Source organism: Synechococcus sp. H55.7 (assembly GCF_047462395.1).
Classification (GTDB): Bacteria; Cyanobacteriota; Cyanobacteriia; order Thermostichales; family Thermostichaceae; genus Thermostichus.
In genome coordinates this window covers 67,403-88,118 of record NZ_JANSJD010000004.1, presented here as the reverse complement: position 1 = coordinate 88,118, position 20,716 = coordinate 67,403, and the positions used below count along the sequence as shown (strand labels likewise).

Annotated in this window: 20 protein-coding genes; 5 read left to right on the top strand and 15 right to left on the bottom strand. The window is 61.0% G+C overall.

The window, feature by feature from the left end:
• Positions 1–18 precede the first annotated feature (18 nt).
• Positions 19–2,286, bottom strand: a complete 2,268-nt coding sequence (gene psaA / locus NW851_RS02945; RefSeq protein WP_414336982.1) for a photosystem I core protein PsaA — start codon at positions 2,284–2,286, stop codon at positions 19–21.
• Positions 2,287–2,617: 331 nt separating this feature from the next.
• Between psaA and ureC the strand changes: the two genes are divergently transcribed.
• The 3 genes from ureC to NW851_RS02930 all read left to right on the top strand — a co-directional run bounded on the left by ureC (position 2,618) and on the right by NW851_RS02930 (position 6,918).
• On the top strand, positions 2,618–4,336 hold the full coding sequence (ureC, locus tag NW851_RS02940) for an urease subunit alpha (RefSeq protein WP_414335744.1): 1,719 nt from the start codon (positions 2,618–2,620) through the stop codon (positions 4,334–4,336).
• An 83-nt stretch (positions 4,337–4,419) separates the two neighbouring features.
• Positions 4,420–5,631 carry an ABC transporter ATP-binding protein gene (locus tag NW851_RS02935; RefSeq protein WP_414336980.1) on the top strand — a complete coding sequence of 404 codons (1,212 nt, stop codon included), beginning with the start codon at positions 4,420–4,422 and terminating at the stop codon, positions 5,629–5,631.
• Between the two features lie 27 nt (positions 5,632–5,658).
• The gene (locus NW851_RS02930; protein WP_414336978.1) at positions 5,659–6,918 is read left to right on the top strand and encodes an ABC transporter substrate-binding protein; all 1,260 of its coding nucleotides are present in this window, start codon (positions 5,659–5,661) and stop codon (positions 6,916–6,918) included.
• Positions 6,919–6,926: 8 nt separating this feature from the next.
• Here NW851_RS02930 and NW851_RS02925 read toward each other — a convergent pair whose 3' ends face one another.
• From NW851_RS02925 to rimP, 5 genes are all read right to left on the bottom strand, one after another.
• Positions 6,927–9,911, bottom strand: a complete 2,985-nt coding sequence (locus NW851_RS02925) for an ATP-binding protein (protein WP_414336976.1) — start codon at positions 9,909–9,911, stop codon at positions 6,927–6,929.
• A gap of 7 nt (positions 9,912–9,918) precedes the next feature.
• On the bottom strand, positions 9,919–10,560 hold the full coding sequence (locus tag NW851_RS02920) for an ABC transporter permease (protein ID WP_414336974.1): 642 nt from the start codon (positions 10,558–10,560) through the stop codon (positions 9,919–9,921).
• Between the two features lie 80 nt (positions 10,561–10,640).
• Positions 10,641–11,288 (bottom strand): flavin prenyltransferase UbiX, encoded by a 648-nt coding sequence (locus NW851_RS02915; RefSeq protein ID WP_414335627.1) that lies wholly within the window; start codon positions 11,286–11,288, stop codon positions 10,641–10,643.
• 55 nt (positions 11,289–11,343) lie between these two features.
• On the bottom strand, positions 11,344–12,717 hold the full coding sequence (gene nusA, locus NW851_RS02910; protein ID WP_414335625.1) for a transcription termination factor NusA: 1,374 nt from the start codon (positions 12,715–12,717) through the stop codon (positions 11,344–11,346).
• A 159-nt stretch (positions 12,718–12,876) separates the two neighbouring features.
• On the bottom strand, positions 12,877–13,350 hold the full coding sequence (gene rimP, locus NW851_RS02905; RefSeq protein ID WP_414335623.1) for a ribosome maturation factor RimP: 474 nt from the start codon (positions 13,348–13,350) through the stop codon (positions 12,877–12,879).
• A 336-nt stretch (positions 13,351–13,686) separates the two neighbouring features.
• Here rimP and NW851_RS02900 point away from each other — a divergent pair, with 336 nt between their 5' ends.
• Complete coding sequence (locus NW851_RS02900; RefSeq protein WP_414335622.1) at positions 13,687–14,202, top strand: TIGR02652 family protein; 516 nt, start codon at positions 13,687–13,689, stop codon at positions 14,200–14,202.
• A gap of 101 nt (positions 14,203–14,303) precedes the next feature.
• On the opposite strand, the gene NW851_RS02895 is transcribed toward NW851_RS02900, so the two are convergent.
• The 9 genes from NW851_RS02895 to NW851_RS02855 all read right to left on the bottom strand — a co-directional run bounded on the left by NW851_RS02895 (position 14,304) and on the right by NW851_RS02855 (position 19,622).
• Positions 14,304–14,753: a hypothetical protein gene (locus NW851_RS02895; RefSeq protein WP_414335629.1), complete on the bottom strand. Its 450-nt coding sequence runs from the start codon at positions 14,751–14,753 to the stop codon at positions 14,304–14,306.
• A gap of 30 nt (positions 14,754–14,783) precedes the next feature.
• Complete coding sequence (locus NW851_RS02890) at positions 14,784–14,909, bottom strand: hypothetical protein (RefSeq protein ID WP_414336972.1); 126 nt, start codon at positions 14,907–14,909, stop codon at positions 14,784–14,786.
• 34 nt (positions 14,910–14,943) lie between these two features.
• On the bottom strand, positions 14,944–15,885 hold the full coding sequence (locus NW851_RS02885) for a hypothetical protein (protein WP_414335620.1): 942 nt from the start codon (positions 15,883–15,885) through the stop codon (positions 14,944–14,946).
• 262 nt (positions 15,886–16,147) lie between these two features.
• Positions 16,148–16,672, bottom strand: a complete 525-nt coding sequence (locus tag NW851_RS02880; RefSeq protein ID WP_414335619.1) for a hypothetical protein — start codon at positions 16,670–16,672, stop codon at positions 16,148–16,150.
• 121 nt (positions 16,673–16,793) lie between these two features.
• Entirely contained in the window at positions 16,794–17,498 is a 705-nt protein-coding gene (gene pyrF, locus NW851_RS02875; protein ID WP_414336969.1) for an orotidine-5'-phosphate decarboxylase, read from the bottom strand.
• Positions 17,488–17,928, bottom strand: a complete 441-nt coding sequence (locus NW851_RS02870; RefSeq protein ID WP_414335615.1) for a DUF6464 family protein — start codon at positions 17,926–17,928, stop codon at positions 17,488–17,490. The genes pyrF and NW851_RS02870 overlap by 11 nt, the downstream gene beginning before the upstream one ends.
• 64 nt (positions 17,929–17,992) lie before the next feature.
• Positions 17,993–18,172 carry a hypothetical protein gene (locus NW851_RS02865; protein ID WP_414336967.1) on the bottom strand — a complete coding sequence of 60 codons (180 nt, stop codon included), beginning with the start codon at positions 18,170–18,172 and terminating at the stop codon, positions 17,993–17,995.
• Between the two features lie 212 nt (positions 18,173–18,384).
• A complete protein-coding gene (gene pgeF, locus NW851_RS02860; protein ID WP_414336965.1) occupies positions 18,385–19,221 on the bottom strand; it encodes a peptidoglycan editing factor PgeF in 837 nt (278 codons plus the stop codon).
• Entirely contained in the window at positions 19,218–19,622 is a 405-nt protein-coding gene (locus tag NW851_RS02855) for a DUF3119 family protein (protein ID WP_414335610.1), read from the bottom strand. The genes pgeF and NW851_RS02855 overlap by 4 nt, the downstream gene beginning before the upstream one ends.
• Positions 19,623–19,834: 212 nt before the next feature.
• Between NW851_RS02855 and NW851_RS02850 the strand changes: the two genes are divergently transcribed.
• Positions 19,835–20,716: a diguanylate cyclase domain-containing protein gene (locus tag NW851_RS02850; RefSeq protein ID WP_414336962.1), complete on the top strand. Its 882-nt coding sequence runs from the start codon at positions 19,835–19,837 to the stop codon at positions 20,714–20,716.

Genomic DNA, 20,716 nt, shown 5'->3' with positions numbered 1-20,716 from the left:
TCTCTCTTCCTCCTTGCCTTAGCCGAGTGCGGCAAACCGTGCCAGGAAGAACGCCCACGTGGTGACGATCCCACCCAGCAGGTAGTGGGCCACACCGACCGCCCGACCCTGGATGATGCTCAGGGCGCGGGGTTGAATGGCCGGAGCGACTTTTAGTTTGTTATGCGCCCAGACAATCGACTCAATCAGCTCCTGCCAGTAGCCACGGCCGCTGAACAGGAACATCAAGCTGAAGGCCCAGACGAAGTGGGCGCCCAAGAAGAGCAGCCCATAGGCCGACAGCGCCGAGCCGTAGGAGTTGATCACCTGCACCGATTGCGCCCACAGGAAGTCCCGCAACCAGCCGTTGATGTTGACGGCGCTGGCTGCAAAGTTGCCGCCCGTGATGTGCTCGATCGTGCCGTCCGGGTTGACGGTGCCCCAGATGTCGCTCTGCATCTTCCAACTGAAGTGGAAGATCACAATCGAGATGGCGTTGTACATCCAGAACAGCCCCAGGAAGACGTGATCCCAGCCGGAGACCTGGCAGGTGCCGCCGCGGCCTGGCCCGTCGCAGGGGAAGCGGAAGCCCAGCTTGGCCTTATCGGGGATCAGTCGGGAAGAGCGGGCAAAGAGCACCCCCTTGAGCAGGATCAACACCGTGATGTGGATGGTCATGGCGTGGATGTGGTGCACCATGAAGTCCGCCGTGCCCAGCACCATCGGCATCATGGACACCTTGCCGCCCACGGCCACCACGTCGCCGCCGAAGATGGGGCTTACCGAAGCGCCCACGTAGGGAGCGGTGCTGGCGATGGCGTTGGTGTGCAGGGATTGAATCCACTGGGCAAAAATGGGCTGCAGTTGGATACCGGTGTCCGAGAACATGTCCTGCGGACGGCCCAGCGCCTGCATGGTGTCGTTGTGGACGTAGAAGCCGAAGGCGTGGAAGCCCAGGAACAGACACACCCAGTTCAGGTGGCTGATGATGGCGTCGCGGTGGCGGATTACCCGATCCAGCACGTTGTTGCGGTTCACCGCCGGGTCATAGTCCCGCACCATGTAGATGGCCCCGTGGGCAGCGCCGCCAACAATGAACAGTCCCCCTATCCACATGTGGTGGGTAAAGAGGGAGATCTGCGTGGCGTAGTCGATGCCCATGTAGGGGTAGGGGTTCATGGCGTACATGTGCTGGGCCACGATGATGCTCAGGGATCCCACCATGGCCAGGTTGATGGCCAGTTGGGCATGCCAGGAGCTGGTCAGCACTTCGTAGAGACCCTTGTGGCCTTCGCCGGTGAAGGGGCCCTTGTGGGCTTCAAGGATCTCTTTAATGGAGTGGCCGATGCCCCAGTTGGTGCGGTACATGTGGCCCGCCACGATAAACAGCACGGCAATGGCCAGGTGGTGGTGGGCCTGATCCGTCAGCCAGAGGGCGCCGGTTTGCGGATCCAAGCCCCCCTTGAAGGTGAGGAACTCCGCGTACTTGCCCCAGTCCAACGTAAAGAAAGGCACCACCCCGCTGAAGAAGCCCCAATCCACACTGGGGAACATCTCCTTCATCAGGGCCGGCTTGAGGATGAACTCGTGGGGCAGAGGGATCTGAGCCGCCGGCACGCCCGCATCCAACATCTTGTTGATGGGGATGGCCACATGAATTTGGTGACCGGCCCAGGCCAGAGAGCCCAGCCCCAGCAGGCCCGCCAGGTGGTGGTTGAGCATCGACTCCACGTTCTGGAACCACTCCAGCTTGGGAGCCCGCTTGTGGTAGTGAAACCAGCCGGCAAACAGGCAGAGGCCAGCCATCACCAAGCCACCAATAGCGGTGCAGAGGAGTTGAAACTCATTGGTGATGCCGGCAGCCCGCCAGAGGTGGAAGAGGCCCGACGTGATGCGGATCCCTTCAAAGCCGCCGCCCACATCGCCGTTGAGGATCTCCTGGCCGAAGATGGGCCAGACCACTTGGGCGCTGGGCTTGACATTGATCGGATCCGCCAGCCAAGCGGAGTAGTTGGAGAACTGAGCGCCGTGGTAGTACATGCCGCTCAGCCAGACAAAGACCACCGCCAGGTGGCCGAAGTGCGCAGAAAAGATCTTGCGAGAGACGTCTTCTAGGTCGCTGGTGTGACTATCGAAGTCATGAGCAAGAGCGTGGAGGTTCCAGATCCAGGTCGTGGTCTTGGGGCCACGCGCCAGGCTGCGATCGAAGTGTCCCGGCTTGGCCCATTTCTCAAATGAGGTGGGAACCGGATCGATATCAACCGTCACCTTAACCTTTGGCTCTCGCTCCTTGGGTGTAGTTGTCATCAAGAACTCCTCTCTTGCGACAAGGAACGAAGCATTCCCGCCCATCGTCAGGAAACCCCCCAGGGCGGGACTTACCAGGCATTATAGGTCAGGGTTTGTAAACCCCCCGTCGCTTCACAATAATTAAACGAGGAATCCCTTGTCTGATCGGGGTCGGCGTCGATTGGCAATCGTTTTTCCAATTGTAGATGTAAATATATGTAACGAATTTTCACCAACCCAATCTGCTCTGGTGAAATGAACGCTGAGAACTGGGCAACGGGCAGCAAGGGATCCTCTGGGTGGGGATATGTGGTAGAAAGCTGACAGCTTCCTGCGCAGATGTCCTTCTATGACTCTGGAAATTCCCCGTCGCCAGTACGTCAGCAACTACGGCCCCACAGTAGGGGATCGAGTGCGTCTGGCGGATACCGAGCTGATCATCGAGGTGGAGCAGGATTTCACCACCTACGGCGAGGAGATTAAGTTCGGCGGCGGCAAGACCATCCGCGACGGCATGGGGCAATCGCCGACGGCCACCCGCGCCAACGGGGCTCTGGATCTGGTGATCACCAACGCCCTGATCTTGGACTGGTGGGGCATCGTCAAAGCCGATGTGGGCATTCGCGACGGCTACATTGTCGGCATCGGCAAGGCCGGCAACCCCAACATCCAGACGGGGGTGACACCAGGCATGGTGGTTGGCCCCAGCACCGAGGTGATTGCCGGCGAAAACTTGATCCTGACGGCAGGCGGGATCGACGCCCATGTGCATTTCATTTGTCCTCAACTGTGCGAGTTTGCCATCGCTTCGGGAGTGACTACCCTTTTGGGTGGCGGAACCGGGCCGGCCACAGGCAGCAACGCCACCACCTGCACACCGGGGGCCTGGAACTTGGGGAAGATGTTGCAGGCGGCGGAAGGGTTTCCGGTCAACTTGGGCTTTTTTGGCAAGGGGAACGCGGCGTTTCCTGAAGCTCTGCGGGAGCAGGTGGAAGCGGGGGCCTGCGGGCTGAAGATCCACGAAGACTGGGGATCGACGCCGGCGGTGATCGATAGCTGTCTGCAGGTTTCGGATGAATACGACATCCAGACCCTGATCCACACCGATACCTTAAATGAGTCGGCCTTTGTGGAAGATACCATCGCCGCCATCAATGGCCGCACCATTCACACCTTTCATACTGAAGGGGCCGGAGGTGGGCACGCCCCCGACATCATCCGCATTGCTTCCGAGCCCAACGTGCTGCCCAGCTCCACCAATCCCACCCGTCCCTTTACCCGCAACACCATCGAAGAGCACCTGGACATGCTGATGGTGTGCCATCACCTGAGCAAAGAGGTGCCAGAGGACATTGCTTTTGCCGAAAGCCGCATTCGCCCCCAAACCATTGCCGCCGAAGACATCTTGCACGACATGGGGGCCCTCAGCATCATCTCTTCCGACTCCCAGGCCATGGGCCGGGTGGGAGAAGTGATCATTCGCACCTGGCAGACCGCCCACAAAATGAAAGTGCAACGGGGGCCTCTGCCGCAGGATAGCAGCCGCAACGACAACTTTCGGGCCAAGCGTTACGTAGCTAAGTACACCATCTGCCCTGCCATTGCCCAGGGCCTCAGCCACATCATCGGCTCGGTAGAGGTGGGCAAGCTGGCGGATCTGTGCCTGTGGAAGCCGGCTTTCTTTGGGGTTAAGCCGGAGATCGTCCTGAAGGGGGGCTTGATTGCCTATGCCCAAATGGGGGATCCCAACGCCTCGATTCCAACTCCGCAGCCGGTGTACCCTCGGCCTATGTTCGGCAGCTTTGGCCGCGCCCTGAGCGAGACCAGCCTGCTCTTTGTCTCCCAGGCTGCCCTAGACCTGGGGATCCCAGAAAAACTGGGGATCCAACGCCGGGCCGTAGCGGTCAAGAATTGCCGCGAGATCGGCAAGGCGGATTTGAAACTCAACAGCAGCACCCCTCACATCGAGGTCAACCCGGAGACGTATGAAGTACGGGCCGATGGAGAATTGCTCACCTGTGAGCCGGCAGAAGTCCTGCCGATGGCGCAACGATACTTTTTGTTCTAGGCTTTTCTCAGCTTGAGGGTCGAGCATCTGGGATACGACTGACAGCGGAACGGATTGGCTAACCCTAGCCGCGTAACCTGAGCATGGGCCACCTTGTTCTTCGCCATCTCAGCAAACGCTTCCACAAGCAAGGGATCCCTGCCCTGAGGGACTTGTCTTTGACAGTGGAGCCAGGGGAGATCTTCGCCCTGCTGGGCCCATCGGGCTGTGGTAAGTCCACCACTCTCAATCTCATCGCCGGCCTGCTGGAGCCGGATCCCTGGCCCCATCCGGGAGAAATTTGGCTGGACGGGATCCTGCTCAACCCTCGGCCACCAGAGCGGCGCGGCGTGACTTTGCTCTCCCAGCACAGCCGTCTGTTTCCCCACCTGAGCGTGGGGGAAAACGTGGCTTTTGGCCTGAAGATGCGGGGTGTTCCCCGGGCAGAGCGAGAGGCAGCGGCCTTGCGCATGTTGGAGCGGGTACAATTGGCCGGGTTTGCTCAGCGCCGGCCCAGTCAGCTTTCGGGCGGACAGGCGCAGCGGGTGGCCCTGGCGCGGGCCTTGGTGATCCGGCCCAAGCTGCTGCTGTTGGATGAGCCTTTATCGGCTTTGGATGCCAACCTGCGCCAAGAGATGCAGGCCTTGATCCGGGAGCTGCAGGCGGAAACGGGTGTGACGACGGTGCTGGTTACCCACGACCAAGTGGAAGCCACGGCCATGGCCCACCGCATTGGCCTGATGTTTGCGGGGCAGTTGCACCAGGTGGGATCCCCGGCGGAGTTTTATCAGCGGCCGCGCTCCGAGCGGGTTGCCCGCTTTTTTGGCGGGGTCAATTTTCTCGATGCTCAGGGGGAAGGTCACCAACTTCGCCTCAGCACCGGGATCCTCTTAAAAAGCGCTGTGCCCCTCCAAGGTCAGGTGCGGCTGACGGTGCGCCCGGAGCAGGTGCAGGTGTTTCCCCAGCCGCCGGGGTTGGCCGAGAATGTTTTCCCGGCCCAGGTGGTGGCGGAGCGCTTTGCGGGCCCTCAGCGCCGGCTGCAGCTCCGAACCGGCTGGGGCAACCTAGAGGCGTGGGTGAACCCCCACCAGATGTTTGCGCCCGGGCAGGCGGTGTGGATCCATTTGCCGCCAGAGGCTTTGTGGCCTGTGGAGGGGGAGCCCTCACCCCCGGCCCCTCTCCCAGCCCAAGCGCTCCGCGCCGCTCACGCGACCACCCCCAGCCCCTCTCCCAGCCCTCACCCCCGGCCCCTCTCCCAGGGGGAGTCTTCCCTCACCCCCGGCCCCTCTCCCAGGGGGAGAGGGGAGTTAAGTTGAATCTGGAACCTAGACAGAGGTGAGGCCATGCAACCCAAAGGCGTTTTCTGGAAGCGGCGGCAGGTGTTGGCGGGCCTGGGATCCCTAGGGGCTTGGCTGGTTGGGCAAAGCTCTCCTCTGGCGCAAAACACCGGCGAGAACCCAGTGGAGTTGGGATCCCTGAGCTGGGCAGATATCCTGGAGCGGGCGCGGGGCAGCCAGGTGAATTGGGCCATGTGGAGCGGCAGCGAGGCCATCAACGGTTTTGTGGATGGCTGGGTCAAGCGGCAGTTGCAAGAGCGCCATGACATTCGTTTGAACCGGATCCCGCTCACGGATACCTTGGAAGCGGTCAACAAAGTGATTGGAGAGGTGCAGGCCGGGTTGCGCAGCGGCGGCAGCCTTGATCTGATTTGGATCAACGGCAACAATTTCCGCACCCTCAAGCAGGGGAACTTGCTCTACGGCCCCTTTGCCCAGAAACTGCCCAGCCTGCAGTTCTACAACCCTGCCGATATCGCAACGGATTTTGGCCTGCCCACCGAAGGCTATTCTGCCCCCTACACCGGCAACTATTTCCTGATGGCCTACAATGCCGAACGGGTGCCCAATCCGCCCCGGAGCTATGCCGAATTGTTGGCCTGGGCCGAGGCCAATCCAGGCCGGTTCGCCTACGTGGCCCCGCCGGATTTTCACGGTAGCCGCTTTCTGTTGAGCGCCTTCTACGGTGTGACAGGAGGCCATGCCCAATACAGCGGGCCGGAGTTCAATGCCGAGCTTTGGGCGCAACAATCCCCCGCTCTGGTGGACTACCTGAAAAAGCTGGATCCCTTGTTGTGGCGGCGAGGGCAAACCTATCCACCCACCTTTGCCCGCCTGGCGGAACTATTTGCCAACGGCGAGGTGTGGCTGATCCCCACCTTTATCGACCAGGTGATCTTGCGCAAGGGCAACGGCCAGTTTCCCCCCAGCACCACCCCCTATGGAATCCCCGGCACCAGCTTGATCGATCCCTCGTTCACGGCCATTCCCATCAACGCGGCCAACCCTTGGGGGGCAATGGTTTTGGCGGAGCTCTTGGCCAGCCCGGAAGGACAACTGGAAAAGTTCAAGCCGGATGTGTGGGGGGATCTGCCCCTGATCGATATCCGTCGTCTGTCTGCCGAGCTGCAGACCAACTTTGCCCAGCTAGAAGCTGCCGCCGGGATCCCCATTCGCGAGGCCATCGCCGGCGCTGTGCCCATCGTCCACCCCGAATACACGGTGCAACTGGAAGCCCTCTGGCAGCAACAGGTTTTGCCGGGATAGGTGGCCCCTCACCCCCAGCCCCTCTCCCTGGGGGATCCCCTCACCCCCAGCCCCTCTCCCTGGGGGAGAGGGGAGCTTTCGCTTCTCTGTTTCTGCAGGTGAGATGCTGTTCTGGCTTGGGGCAGCCAAACGCGAAAATGCGTCCATCCTTCCAAGCTGCTGACGGAGATCTGGCCCCCCATGTGCTCCACCAGTTGCTTGACCAGGGCCAGCCCCAGGCCGGTGCCGCCGTGCTTCCAGCGATCCGACTGCGGGATGCGGTAGAACTTCTCAAAGATGCGGGGCAGCTCCGATTCCGGGATCTCGCTGCTGTTGCTGCAGACAAAGAGGATCCCTTCTCCTTCCCAGGCCACCTGCAGGTGGATGGATCCCGCGGGGGCGGTGTATTTGACGGCGTTGTGCAGCAGCTCGCGCAAGATGCGGCCCAGGGCCGTGGGATCCGCCTCAAGGGGTGGGATCCCCTCTTCTAGATGCAGTTGCAAACTTTGGTTTTTGGCCTGGGCCAGGGGCTGAACTGCCGCCACCAGATCCCGCAAATAGCGCGGCAGAAAGATCTCTTCGGGTTGGAGCAGATACTTCTCGGCTGCCAGCCGCTGCATGTCCAGCAGGTCGTTGATGAGATCAATTTGTCGGTTGCATTCCTTGAGGGCGATGGCGAAATAGTGCTGCTGCTTCTCGGGGTTATCGCGGGCTATTTGCAACATTTGTAGGGCCATGCGCACATTGGTCATGGGGGTGCGCAGCTCGTGGGAGACGGTGCTCAAGAAATCGTCCTTGAGCAGGTTGAGCCGCTCCAATTCCTTTACCTGGGCCTGGGCCGCCTCATACAGACGGGCCTGCCGCAGAGCCAGAGCAGACAGGTTGGCCACCTGATAGGCCAGTTGTCTCTCCGCTTCGGAAAACTCCTGCTGCCGCTCCAACAGCAGCAGCCCCAGCCGCTCTTGCTTGTCCCAAAGGGAGCAAGCCAAAAGCTGTACCCAGTGCCCCCCTCGCTCCTTTTGACAACAGCAGTGGACTTCCCAGGGCTGGTCAAGAAACGCATGGGAGTGCAGCAGGTGCCTCAGCTCGGGATCGTTGAGGCAGGCGGGATCCGCCTTCTCCGGAAACGAGCAAGCCGGGATCCAAGAGGATCCATCGGCGCCAGTCAAGAAAATATGACAGCCGGTTAGGTTGAGGGCCTCGGCCAGGCTCTTGACCACCTCTTCCAGGATCTCCCCCTCCTTGAGGCCGGCCACCATCTGGCCGCTGAGGGAGCGCAGCACCGCCTCAAAGCGCAAAGACTGCTGCAGCTTGGCGGTGCGCAGCGCCACCTGGGCTTCCAGCTCCCGGTTGAGGGCTTCTAGCTGCTGTTGGATCCGCTTTTGCTCGGTGATCTCCCGCCCCACCGACAGGATCTCCACCAGTTGGCCCTGGCTGTTGAAAATGCCCTGATCCACCCAGCTCACCCAGCGGGATTGGCCATCTTCGCCGGGGTACTCCCGCTCGCTGCGGTGGTAAGGGTGCTCAGGCGTCAGAGCCGCAAGGGACTGCAGCACCGCCTCCCGTTCTTGCGGCGGCAGAGAGTCCACCCAACGGCTACCTATCGCTTCTTCTGCGGAACGGCCAAAAAAGCGCAGGTAGGCAGGGTTAGCATAGGCGATGCAGCTATCGGGCAAAGAGCGGCAGATCAGCTCCGTCTGCTGCTCCACCACAGCGCGGTACTGCTGCTGCTGTTGCCAGAGGCGATCCAGCAAAGCTTGTTGGTTGGTGGCCGCCTGCTGCCAAGCCTTGGCCAGGGTCTGCACTTCTTGGATAGGGCCGGGATCCACAGGGGGCCAGGCCAGGATCTCAGTGTGCACAAATTGCTCCGCTATTTGGGTAAGGCGGCGCAGCGGACGAGAGAGGGCTTCGCTGAGGAGGATCCCGGCGGCCAAAAAGCCCAGCAGCAGCCCACCCCCCAACAGGGCCGCCTGCCGAGCACTGGCATAGACAGGGGCTAAAAGGGCGCCCTCCGGGATCCCGTAGACGAAATAAAAGCCCGGCCCCCATTGATCCTGAATGGCCATCACCTGCACCCAGTAAGGGATCCCGTCCACCCTGAGGCGCAGCAAACCTTCAGAGGCCGCCGTTGCCCAGGATCCCACCTGCTCTTGCACAGCCAGCAGCAGCGGCTGGGGAGACAGCTCCTCCCTGCCGGCCACCACCTGGCCCTCTTCATCCAGCAACCAGCTCACCCCTGGATACGCCAAGCTGGCCTGCAGATCCTCCAGAAAAGCCTGCAGTTGCTGAGCCGAGAGAGCAGCCACCAAGCTGCCGTAAACCCGCCCCTCCGCCTCGGCCAAGGGCAGCGCTGTCAGGATCAGCCGCTCCGGCCTCTGATTGGGAAACTCGACAAAAAAGTTGCTCACCACCCAGGTACGGCGGGCCCCTTCCTGTTGCAGGATTTCGGGAAACCAAGACAGCCGCCGCAAATCCACAAAGCCCAACTGCCGCGTCAAGCCGGTGGGATCCCCGCTTTCCGGATCCCGCTGGCAGCCCTGGACGGATCCCGGCTTCAGGCCTGGCGTGTGGTAGGTCCAGATCGACCCACCGGTGTGGCGGCGGGCGGTTACAAACCCCCCCTCCGCTGAGACAAAGCCGATATAGCTCAGCTCGGGAAACTGCTGCAACTGGCGGGCAAAATAGGCCTCAAGCCTCTCCAGATCTTGCGGCTGAAGCGCGGCCAAATTGGGCAGTAGCTCCCACTGGACTGCCCCTTGATTGAGGGCATTGATCTGAAGGGGGGCTTGGAGATAGCGCCTGAGGTGCTCTTCAGTGCGATGGTTAACCTCACTCTTCAGGTGCTCGGCCAACTGCAGCGCCATCTGCCGGCCAGCCCGCCAGGAGAGATAGCCCACCCCGCCTGCCCCCCCAGCCACTGCCAACAGCAGCGGCAACAGCAGCGCCACCTGCAAAGGAACCGCTCGAGAAGTGAGGAAGGGCAGGTGCATTGGAGAAGAAGAGGAAAACAGCATGGGATCCCTAGGCTTGGGGCGGCTCCAGAGCTCGCTGCAAAGCGCCGAGGAGAATTTCGGCACCAATGGCCAACAGCGCCACCGGGATTGCTCCCACCAACAGGATAGCGTTGTCGTAGAGGGCAAACCCCAGCGTGATGAAGCTGCCCAGCCCGCCCGCCCCGATAAAGGCGGCCAACGTGGCGCTGGCAATGACCTCGATAGTAGCGGTTTTAACACCGGCCAAGATTACCGGCAACGCCAAGGGGATCTCCACATGGCGTAGCACCTGCGCCGGCGTCATGCCCATTCCCAAAGCAGCTTCGCGTAGAGCCGGATCGAGACTGCGGAAGGCCACATCCGTGCTGATTAAAATGGGGGGCAAGGCCAAGATCGTCAGGGCAATCGCCGCCGACTGAAAGCCAAGGCCAAAGTAGGGAATGGCCAAAAACAAAATCGCCAAGCTGGGGATCACCCGCAAGCTGCCGAAGGCATTGATCACCACGAGGGAAACCACCTGCGAGCGGGAGCTGCCAAAACCCAAGGGCAGGCCCACCAGCAACGCGATCCCCAGCGGCACCGCCACCAGTTGTAGGTGCTGGAGGAAAGCTTGAACTAGCAGGTCGCTGTTGCTGTAGGCGTAACTTAAAGAGCTGGCCAAAAGACTCATCGAGGGTGGGTAGGTGGCAGCAAGCTCTAAGATAACTCCCCTCTCCCTCTGGGAGAGGGGCTGGGGGTGAGGGGATCCCCTTAGTCCTCTGGGGGCAGCTTGAGGATCTGCCGCTGGCGCATCCCCTGCCAGCGCTGGATAAGGTCGCTGTCGATGCCGAACTGATCCAGCGCCTTCACCACGACAAAATCCACCAAATCCAAGAGGGTGCGCGGCTGGTGGTACCAGGCCGGAATGGCCGGGACAATGCGCACCCCTGCTTCCGCCAGAGTGGTCAAGTTGCGCAGGTGGATCAGGCTAAAGGGGGTTTCCCGCGGCACAATGACCAGACGGCGACCTTCTTTAAGCTGCACGTCGGCCGCCCGCTCCAGCAGATCTGAGCTCAGGCCGGCAGCCAACTTAGCCACCGTCCCCATGCTGCACGGGATCACCAGCATCCCCTGGGTGCGATAAGAGCCACTGGCGATGGTTGCCCCCACCTCCTGCCAACGGTGGCAGACCAGGGATCCGCCCTCGCTTTCGGCCTGCTGCCGCCAAAATTGCGCCTGCTGCCGGGGATCCACCGGCAACAGCACCCCTTGCTCTCCCTGCCACACCTGATAGGCCGCCTTGGAGACCACCACTTCGACGCGGTAATCCAGGCTGAGCAGGACGTGCAAAGCCCGCACAGCATAAAGCATCCCAGAGGCGCCTGAGACGCCAAGGATGATGGGCAGAGAGGATGTCAAGGGCCGCCGCAGAACGTCTTCTGCTCAAGTCTAGCGAGGAGAGCTCTCTCTGATCTCACTCTTGGGGCTGGGCGATGTCGAACTCGGCATCGTAGTCGAAGTCCTCGTCTTCCTCAACCCAGTCTTCTCCCAGCCTGTCGTCTGTGGCCAACTTCTCTTCCTCCAAGCGGCCTTTGGTTGCGTACTCCTCGTCCTCTAGGCCCAGAGCGGCTCGCTCTGCCCGCCGCCGCAAGCGTTCCAAAGCCTCCGGCGTGATGAAGGGATAGGGCAGCCCCTGCGCTTGCGCCTCCTCTAGCGCCGCCCGGTAGCTCTCCACTTCTTTAATATCGATTTTCCAGCCGGTGAGACGGGCGGCCAGGCGCACATTCTGCCCCTCTTTGCCGATGGCCAGGCTGAGCTGGTCGCCGGTCACCAACACGTGGGCCTGTTGGATTTCCGGATCCACCAGCCGCACCTCCACCACCTTGGCCGGGCTGAGGGCGTTGGCGATGTAGGTGGCGGGATCCGGCGACCAGCGGATGACATCGATTTTCTCGTTGCGCAGCTCGGCTACCACCGCCTGAATGCGGGATCCCCTTGCGCCAATACAGGCCCCCACCGGATCCACGTCTCGCTCCACCGTATCGACGGCGATCTTGGTGCGCGGCCCCACGTTGCGGGAAGGGGGGTTGGCCTCCCGCGCCACCGCCACGATGCGCACAATATCCTCTTCGATCTCCGGCACCTCGTTGGCAAACAGGTTGACCACCAAGCCGGCATCGGCCCGGGAAACCAAAAGCTGCGGCCCCCGCCGGGATCCCTGGTAAACCTGTTTGAGGTAGACCTTCATCACCGTGTTGGGGGTGTAGCGATCGCTGGCCAACTGCTCCTTCTTAGGCAGCTCGGCCTCCACCTCTGGCTGGCCGAAACCGCTGGAAACAGCCATGATCACCTTCTGCCGCTCCATGCGCAGCACCCGTGCCTGCAGTACGGTTTTTTCCAGATCGCGGAACTCTTCCTGAATCAGACGGCGCTGCTGATCCCGTAACTTTTGCGCCAGCACCTGCTTGGTTTGGATGGCCGCCATGCGGCCAAATTCCGCCTGTTGTGGGGTAACGTCACTCATGACCTGCCAGCCCACTTCGGCTTCTGGATAGTCCTGCTGCACGTCGTACAGGGAGATCTCGTGATCCGGATCCTGCACCTGCTCCACGATGGCTTTGGTGGCCAAAACGCGAAAGCCCCCTGCTTCCACATCCAACTCTACATCGAAGTTGCGGAAGTGATCTTCTTCAAAAACGACATCTCGCTGGATGGTTTTGCGGTAGCGTTCGTAGCCTTTGAGCAGCGCCTCTCGCAGGGCATCGGTGACCACATGGCGGGGCAGGTTGCGCTCCCGCGAGATCATCTCCACCATTTCTGCCAAACCGGGCAGAGGCACCATCGACATAAACTGTTGTCCTCCTAATGCAACTTAAGCTGGGATGAAACTGCTATCACTGTTGCTCCGCAATCCTGACGGGAAATGCGTCGTCGCATAGCAGGTAGCTCCGACGCGAAGACAGGGCAACACACTTCGCGGCCGAACGTCCTCTCTATCCCCATTCCTCTACTCGGTTTCTGCCTCTGAGAGGACAACGCGCTGGACTGAGGCGCGGGGCAACTGGACTCGTCGCCCTTTGAGGGAGAGGGCAACGTTCTCCTCATCCCGACCCAGTAGGTGTCCTGACCAGACGGTTTTGCCCTTGTAGGGCGGATCCACCGTCACCTGCACCGCAAATCCTTTGAAAACCACAAAGTCGCGGTCGCTGGTGAGCAGGTTGGTGATGCCGGGGCTGGAGACCTCCAGCACATAATGGCCGGGGATCAGATCCACCCGATCCAGCTCCACCTCCAAGGCCTGGCTCATGGTTTCGCAATCGGCATGGCTGGTTTCTTGATCCGGATCCAGCGGACGGATGTCCACCCGCAAGACCGGTGGATACTGATTGGTGTGAAAAACCATCTGCACCAATTGATACCCCAGTCGAGCGGCCACAGGACGGGCCAAGCTCTCCAACTGTGGAATAAGAGGGTGAACCATAACCAACTCGTCGCCAACCTATGTTGCTGTCAGATCCAAACCCACTTGGGCCGGTGCCGGCAACAGGGGCGCTCAGCCCCCCAAAAAGCAAAAAAGTGGGCGCTGCCCACTCCCCGTTGTCATTGCGGAGATTGCCTGGGAGCTGCCTGGAGCCGGTGCAGACTCTGGGCGTGCTTCCCTTCAATCCATTTTAAAAGATCTCGTCTGGTTTTGTCATGGGGATCCTGACTTGCGTTTTGCCCACGCGATCGGCACCAGATCCACAAAAGGCAACATCTATAATGTGGACAACTGCGGATTTGCTCGACTATTCAGCCGCGTTTTGTGGGGTTACCTATGACCGTTGCCTTTTCCTACCCGATCTTCGGCCCCAGCATTCAGTGTCCCCACTGTCGGCAAACGATTGCGGCCCTCACGCTGACCGATACTTACCTCTGCCCTCGCCACGGCGCCTTTGAGGCGGATGCTGAGCAAGAGGAGCTGGTACATCTGCAATCCGGACGGCGCTGGCGTTTTTGGGAAGGCCGCTGGTTTCGTCAGCACACCCACGCCGATGGGATCCGCTTCGAGATTCATGAAGAATTGGATCGGCTGCGCATGCAAGGGATGCGAGCCACACAGGTGATCGTGGCCGAGCGCTACCGCCCCTTGCTCACCCCCTACCTGGAGCAGGGATCCCATCGCCGTCCCGGCCCACCCCGCCTCTACGGCCTGCCGGTTAGCTTCAGCTCCCAGCTTCCTGAAGGAGCCGGTGGACCACCGCAGCGCTGGCGAGTGATCAACTTCGAGCTGATCTGCGAGCTGGATCCGGCCATGCGCCAGCCGCAATCCCGGCTGCAGTTCTGCGATTAGAAGGACAAACGGCCAGGGAGCTGTTGCGGTGAGCATCAAGCCCCCTCGGCTCTGAGATTTTTCTCCGGATCGGGGAGAGCTATGCCTTGATAGGTGTAGCCTCATAAACTACCCCACCGCATAGGCGGGTGAGGTTTTAGCGCTCCGCGCCGCTGACGCGAATGGTAGCCCTGCAGTTGGCAAGCCAACCACGAACCCCTAGGTCGGTTTACAGCGGCCCCCAAAAGCGCAATCACAAAGGACTCCGTCCCGCCAGCGCGAAACGCCGCAAAACGGCTGACCGCCCCCATGAAGGTGGGCCCCTCCACGATCACCACATCCCCCGGCTCCACAAAGACCTGGGGCAAGAGGCCGAGGATCTGCCCAGAGCGATGGCCGATCAGCAGGTTTTCCAGTTGGGCCTCCACCCCTCTAGCCGGCATCAACTGCAGCACCACCTCAATCAACCCGGCAAACGTGCCGCCATAATTGAGGGCATTGTCCCCATCCTCTGCCAACACCTCCGCCGTGGCCCGTGCCAAGTCGGTCTTGGGAAACAAACGCGAGTCCAAAGGCAGAACTGCTCACCACCGGCACCGCCCCTAGATCTCCGCGCCAAAAGGCGGGGGGATCAAAGCCTGCGCCCGTTGGGCAAACAGGGTCTGCAACAGAGGCTGAGCTGCTGCGTTCGCAAAAGCGTCGCGTAGCGATGATGAGGTCTGGGTCATAGCAGGCAAGACAAAAAGAAAAATGCAGACTAGCCTAGGCCAATGATTGCCACGATAACAAGAAAGAACTGCCCAGCAGCAGGGATCCCAAAACCCGCCGCCAGCCCCGGTAGGGGATCTCCGCCAAGACGCCGCCGGCGCTCAGGCACAGGAAGGGGAGCCCCACCAATCCCCAGCGAGCACTTTGCTGCAGGCTGTTCACTTGGGGATCCCAAAACCACGTCGCCAGCATCCCCATCCAGAGGACATGGCCCAGGCCGGCCAAGCTGAGCAAGGCTTGTTGCCGTTCCGCCCAGGGCCAGCCCAACCGCACCAAGCTCAACCCCAAGGGCAGCATCAAAGTCGCCAAAACGGCCAAGCCACCTTGGGAGCTGAGGCGATAGGCAACCCTTGCAGAAGGATCAGCCGGTAGATCGACCCGTCCCAGCCAAGAAAGGGCCATCACCAGCAGCAGCAAAAGCAGCCAAAGTGCCCCTCGCGAACGCAGCGGCTGCCGCGACCACTGCTGGCTCGTCCACAGCCCCGCCCAGAGCAAAGCCAAGGGCCAAATCTTATAGGACAGGGCACAAGCTAGGGCCAGACCCCACCGGCGCAAGGCAGATCCCGGCCCAACGCCGCAACTGCACAGCCACACCCAGGTGCTCAAAATCTCGCTGCCCGGCTCCAACCCTTGGGTCAGCACCCAGGGGCTGAGTCCCCACAGCCCGGCACTCCAGAAGTTGCCCCAGCTCCAGCACAACAGCAGGATGGCCAAACAAGCCATGACCGAGAAGATCCGCAACAGCTCTCCAGCCGGGATCCCCGTTCCCTGAGCCAGCCAGGGCACTAGGCCATCCGCAAACCAGTGGTAGAGGGGCAGTTCCGGCTGACCGGATGGCAAGGATCCCTCAGAGCCGCTCACGGGCACAACGCGCCACCACTGCAGCGGAGACGGTTGCCCCCAGGAGCGGAGCCGCTGTCCCAAGAGCAGGCCCATCCCGCCCCAAAGCAGCCAGTGGCCTATGCAACCAAAACCGACCAGACGTCGGCGGCGATGTTTGTCCGTGTTGGACGACCGCAGTCGGGAAAATGAGCCGCGGGGCAGCCGTTTGCCCTGGCGAGGTTTGGCGGGGGGAAACTTCATAGGTATGCCCTATTGTGTTCCTGAACGGAATGGTCATTCGACCAGCAGCAGAACATCCAATGCCTCTCCCTCTGGGAGGAGAAAGTGTCCTTGTGTGCCTTGCAAAACTCCCCGCCTACAGAGAAGGTCTAGTCAACTCTAGATCGCCCGTCAAGGGGCAACCCGACTGCTGCCAGCGACGGATGGCCTGAGCGGTGAGCCCCTCGGTTACATCGCGAATCGGGATCCCCGCTCCGGTTACCTGCAGACGCACCAACTGCCAGGGATCCCCAGACCTAGCCCGCAGCACATAGGCCTCGTAGGCCAGTTGCAGGGTTTCGCTGCGCCGACCGGCCAAGGGGTTGTCCTGGGGGTGTTGGGGCAAGACCAAGCGGCGCTCCAACGTGGTGAAATACAGTCGAAAAGCCTCTGCAGCTGTTGTGGTGTCCGAGAAAACCTGAGCCAGCTCCTGAGGAGGGAGCATTTCAACCTCCGGCTTCCCCACAAGCACAACCTGAAACTCAGAGCGGGAGCGGCTCAAGGCCAGATTGAGGAACAGAGGCAACTGCTCCGTTAGAGCCTCAGCCCAAACCTGAGGAGCAGCCAGACAGGCTTCTCCGCTGGCCGGGGCGGCAGGAAGGCTGCACAGGCCCAAAGCCACCGATAAACCCACTCCCAGCCAACACCCCCTGCCGTTCGCGTTAGCAGACTGGACAGGTGGCCTATGGCGTCGTTGCCTCACAGCACCACTTAGCCAACAGCGGGCGAATCCCTCAACCTTCTCACCCAGAAGCATCCCACAAGGCTTGGAAGCGCCGCAAGGCCGCCACCGGATCCGGAGCAGCAATGATGGGGCGACCCACCACCAGGTAGTCGGCTCCTGCCCGCAGAGCTTGGTCGGGCGTGCAGATGCGCTGTTGATCATCCCCACCATCCCCCATGGCGTCGCTCAGACGGATCCCTGGAGTAACCAGCAGAACCTCCGGCCCCAAAGCCTGGCGCAGCCGCCCCACTTCCTGCGGGGAGCAGACCAGCCCCTTCACACCTTGATCCAGGGCCAGTCGGGCCAATTGTAAAACGTAGTCGCCAGGATCCCGTTCAATGCCCAGCTCCTGCCGCACCTGGTCGGGGCCGAGGCTGGTTAAGAGGGTCACTGCCAACAGCCGACAGGAACTGCCCTGGGCGGCGGCCACGGCTGCCCGCAACATAGCACTGCCACCGCAAGCATGGACGGTGAGCAGATCCACCCCATAGCCGACGGCCACCTCCGTAGCCCGTCCCACCGTGTGGGGAATGTCGTGCAGCTTCAAATCCAGAAAAATGCGCTTGCCCCTTTCCTTGAGAGCCTGGAGGATAGAGGAACCCGTAGCAGAGAACAACTCCAGGCCCACCTTCCACCACAGCACCTGCGGCAAAGCGTCCACCCACCCCACAGCCTGCTCCCAAGAAGAGGTATCCAGGGCAACAATCAGGCGGTCACCCTTCATCGCGACTCATTCCAGGGCTCACGTTCCGGGGCTCGTAGTGGGGGCAACCTTCACAGGGGCCGTGCGGATTGACGGCACAGCGCAACTCTGGAGAATGGGCATTGTAGCGACAGGTGGGATCCCCGATGGAGTCGGGCGGCGAAGCCACGTAGGTATAAACAACCAGGCCACCAAATCCTATCGGGCTGACGAAGAAACGGCTGCTGCTGAAAGATTCGCCCACAGAAGGGTTGAAGGTTTCCTCGCAAGGTTCTGGCTCCAGTTCCTCCTCCAGATTCCAGAGCGCTTCCCACTGCCGCAGGGTTTCTTGGAGAGGCACGGCCAGGTGTTCCGTCAGTTCTGTCAGGGCTGTTTCCAAAGCGGCGAGGCTTTCTTCCGCCGCTTGGGTGAAGGCTGCCACCCATTCCTCCAATAGCTTCTCAAAATCCATGCAGCAGCGACCTAGAGGCTCCTTCTTTACCTTACTGCCAACCTGGGCGATCTTTAACTTCCTCTTAACTTCCTCCCTGGCAGACGGCATCCACCAGAGCTTGGTTGACCAATGGAAACAGCTCCGCCAACTCTTCTGTAGATAGGTTGCCGGTACAGACATTGGCGCGAATATGCCATTCAGCCCACATCTGCGGCGAGGGAGCAGCGGGATCCCGGCCTTCCTCAGAACCTGAACCGCTCACAGGGGCCCGAGGGCGGCTGCGTCCCGACCCAAGGTTCAGCTGCAGTACGCTGTCACGGTTGATGCCGGTCAGAGAGGTTTGGGCTCTTGCCCCTTGAGTCGAAACGAGCGTGAGAGCCAAGACCATCCCAGACAATCCGCAAAGGGCGGCACTACGAAACATGGGATCCTCGCCGGTTAGTAAGAGGCTATAGGGCTCTGTCTTGAGCGCAATTATAGCCACTGTTGTTCCGAGTCTTCTGGGCAGAGCCGACTGGAGCATGCTGACAACCGCAGGCCAATGCCCGACCACTGCACGCAATGACGGCCCTGCTCATCCTTCAGGGATCCATCGCGGCGGTAGGAAAAGAAATCTTGGGGTTGGCTGAGGGTGCAATGGGGGCTGACGGCAATCTGTTCAGAGGGGATCCCTTGGGCTTGGGCTTGGGCACAATTGACCCAGCGCAGATCCAAACGAACTTTGCCGGGCAGAGGATCCGGCAACAGGGCGGCGCGGGTGTCCAGCCCCAGAGGCAGGCTTTTCAGCACCTGCTCGGCCACTTCTTCTGACACCTGATAGACCGACCCCGAAATAGAAGGCCCGATGGCAACGCGAATCGCGGCAGCAGGGATCCCCGCCCGGAGAAACTCCCGCAGCACCTTGGACAAAATCCCCCCAGCAGTTCCTCTCCAGCCGGCATGAACGGCCGCCACCCATCCTCGACTGGCCAGCAAAATCGGCACACAGTCAGCGGTGCATACCCAGGCAGAATCCCCTTGGCGGCGGGCAATGACTGCATCCGCCTGAGAATGGGTAGAGATCCCTTGACCGGGTCTTTTTTGCCTGAGGGTTTCCGTGCTCTCATCTGCCCAAATCCAGTTGCAGCCGTGCACCTGATGGCCCCACGTGGCCCGTTCAGGAGGCAATTGCAGCCGAGCGGCCAACTGGGACGGGGGATAAGGATGACCTTGGCGAGAGCCAAAAGCGTGAGGCCACTCTGCCAAAAGCTGACACTCCAGCCAGCGCCATCTCCCTGCCTGCCGCCAAACCCACACGGCAGAGCCAATCATTGGCGGGAGCCATGAGACTTTCGTCGTGGGTGGAGATGGCCCAACCGCTCTTCCAGGCACATTTTCAGCTCGGCAGGGTTAAACAGCATCGGCAAAAAATGAATGCTCTGGGTTTCTCGGAAAAAGAACAAAACCGGCAGCGGCGGCCAGAAAATTTGCCAATCCTGCCACTCGCTATAGGGGAACTCGCGGATGCGTTTGGGGCCGCTGTAGACCTGCAGCGCCGTCCTGGTAAAGGCCAGCCCAATCAAAGAGGTCTGCACCATCAAAAACAGGCCAAACAGGCCCACCCCCAGCCCCGCCCAAAAAGAAAGCCAAAACAACGGCACTGCCAAGGCCAGCACCGACAGGCTGAGGCGAAAATCTGGGGTCAACAGGTGGGCAGAATTGGGTCTTGTCATGCCCCGCTTCTCCTGGATTAAGGATCCCAGCCCCATTCTAGGCTGCCTCGGCAACCCTTCAGATCAGAACTGGCAAGACAACTCTTATGTACCTCCCAGGCACAAACAGGCCCGCGGGCCAACCAGCATAATACGGATATAAACAGGAGTTGTTGCTAACTTAACTTTTATACAAGTTACAACGGGCCATGCCTCCAGATCCTCTCTTTCCGATGCCAGAGGAACCAACCACTCGGATCCCCCCCTACGAGCGCGGCTCCCAGGCCGAGCCGACTGCGGCCTTTCTGACGGTGATCAGCGGTGCCAATGTGGGCATGACCTTTCCTATGGCAAGTGGGGGAGTTTTGGGGCGCAGCCACCAAGCAGATATTCAGCTATCCGACCACGCCGTCTCCCGGCGGCACTGTCGGCTGGAGAGAGAAGGCGAGGGGTATGTTCTCACCGACCTCGAGAGCCTCAACGGTACCTACGTCAACGGCAAACGCATCAGCCGCATTCTTCTGAAAGATGGAGATCGCATTCAAGTGGGGGCCACCACCCTCAAGTTTGCCCACTACGACGCGGCAGAAGCAGCGTTCTTTTCGCAAATGGCCACTGCCGCCCTCTACGACCCGCTGACCGGCTTGCACAACCGCCGTTTTTTCCTGGAGCAACTGGAGCTGGAGATCCCTTTTGCGCTTCGCCATCACATTCCCCTCCACGTGCTCTATCTGGACTTGGATGGGTTCAAGCAAATCAACGATCGCTGGGGGCACTGGGTTGGGGATCAAACCTTGATCCGGGTGGCACGACAATTGCAGGCCCAAGTTCGTCGCGAGGATCTGCTGGCCCGGCTGGGGGGCGATGAATTTGCCCTCTTGGTACGCGGGATCCCGAACCCCCAAATCTTGGGGTTAAAAGAGCGCTTGCGGCGGGCCGTCCAGTTGCTGTCGGTGCAGGTAGGGGCGGAGACCACCCACCTGAGCTGCAGCGTAGGCATCGCCTCTCTGCTGGAGCTGGGAGAAAGAGCCGACCTGCAAAGTCTGCTGGCTGCTGCCGACAAGGCTCTCTACCGGGCTAAGGCTGAGGGCGGCGACCGAGAGATTTTCCGATAG

Coding starts and splice junctions, on each gene's coding strand:
- psaA (WP_414336982.1), bottom strand. CDS start 2,286: ATGACAACTACACCCAAGGAGCGAGAGCCAAAGGTTAAGGTGACGGTT.
- ureC (WP_414335744.1), top strand. CDS start 2,618: ATGACTCTGGAAATTCCCCGTCGCCAGTACGTCAGCAACTACGGCCCC.
- NW851_RS02935 (WP_414336980.1), top strand. CDS start 4,420: ATGGGCCACCTTGTTCTTCGCCATCTCAGCAAACGCTTCCACAAGCAA.
- NW851_RS02930 (WP_414336978.1), top strand. CDS start 5,659: ATGCAACCCAAAGGCGTTTTCTGGAAGCGGCGGCAGGTGTTGGCGGGC.
- NW851_RS02925 (WP_414336976.1), bottom strand. CDS start 9,911: ATGCTGTTTTCCTCTTCTTCTCCAATGCACCTGCCCTTCCTCACTTCT.
- NW851_RS02920 (WP_414336974.1), bottom strand. CDS start 10,560: ATGAGTCTTTTGGCCAGCTCTTTAAGTTACGCCTACAGCAACAGCGAC.
- nusA (WP_414335625.1), bottom strand. CDS start 12,717: ATGTCGATGGTGCCTCTGCCCGGTTTGGCAGAAATGGTGGAGATGATC.
- rimP (WP_414335623.1), bottom strand. CDS start 13,350: ATGGTTCACCCTCTTATTCCACAGTTGGAGAGCTTGGCCCGTCCTGTG.
- NW851_RS02900 (WP_414335622.1), top strand. CDS start 13,687: ATGACCGTTGCCTTTTCCTACCCGATCTTCGGCCCCAGCATTCAGTGT.
- NW851_RS02890 (WP_414336972.1), bottom strand. CDS start 14,909: ATGACCCAGACCTCATCATCGCTACGCGACGCTTTTGCGAACGCAGCA.
- NW851_RS02885 (WP_414335620.1), bottom strand. CDS start 15,885: ATGGGCCTGCTCTTGGGACAGCGGCTCCGCTCCTGGGGGCAACCGTCT.
- pyrF (WP_414336969.1), bottom strand. CDS start 17,498: ATGAAGGGTGACCGCCTGATTGTTGCCCTGGATACCTCTTCTTGGGAG.
- NW851_RS02870 (WP_414335615.1), bottom strand. CDS start 17,928: ATGGATTTTGAGAAGCTATTGGAGGAATGGGTGGCAGCCTTCACCCAA.
- pgeF (WP_414336965.1), bottom strand. CDS start 19,221: ATGATTGGCTCTGCCGTGTGGGTTTGGCGGCAGGCAGGGAGATGGCGC.
- NW851_RS02855 (WP_414335610.1), bottom strand. CDS start 19,622: ATGACAAGACCCAATTCTGCCCACCTGTTGACCCCAGATTTTCGCCTC.
- NW851_RS02850 (WP_414336962.1), top strand. CDS start 19,835: ATGCCAGAGGAACCAACCACTCGGATCCCCCCCTACGAGCGCGGCTCC.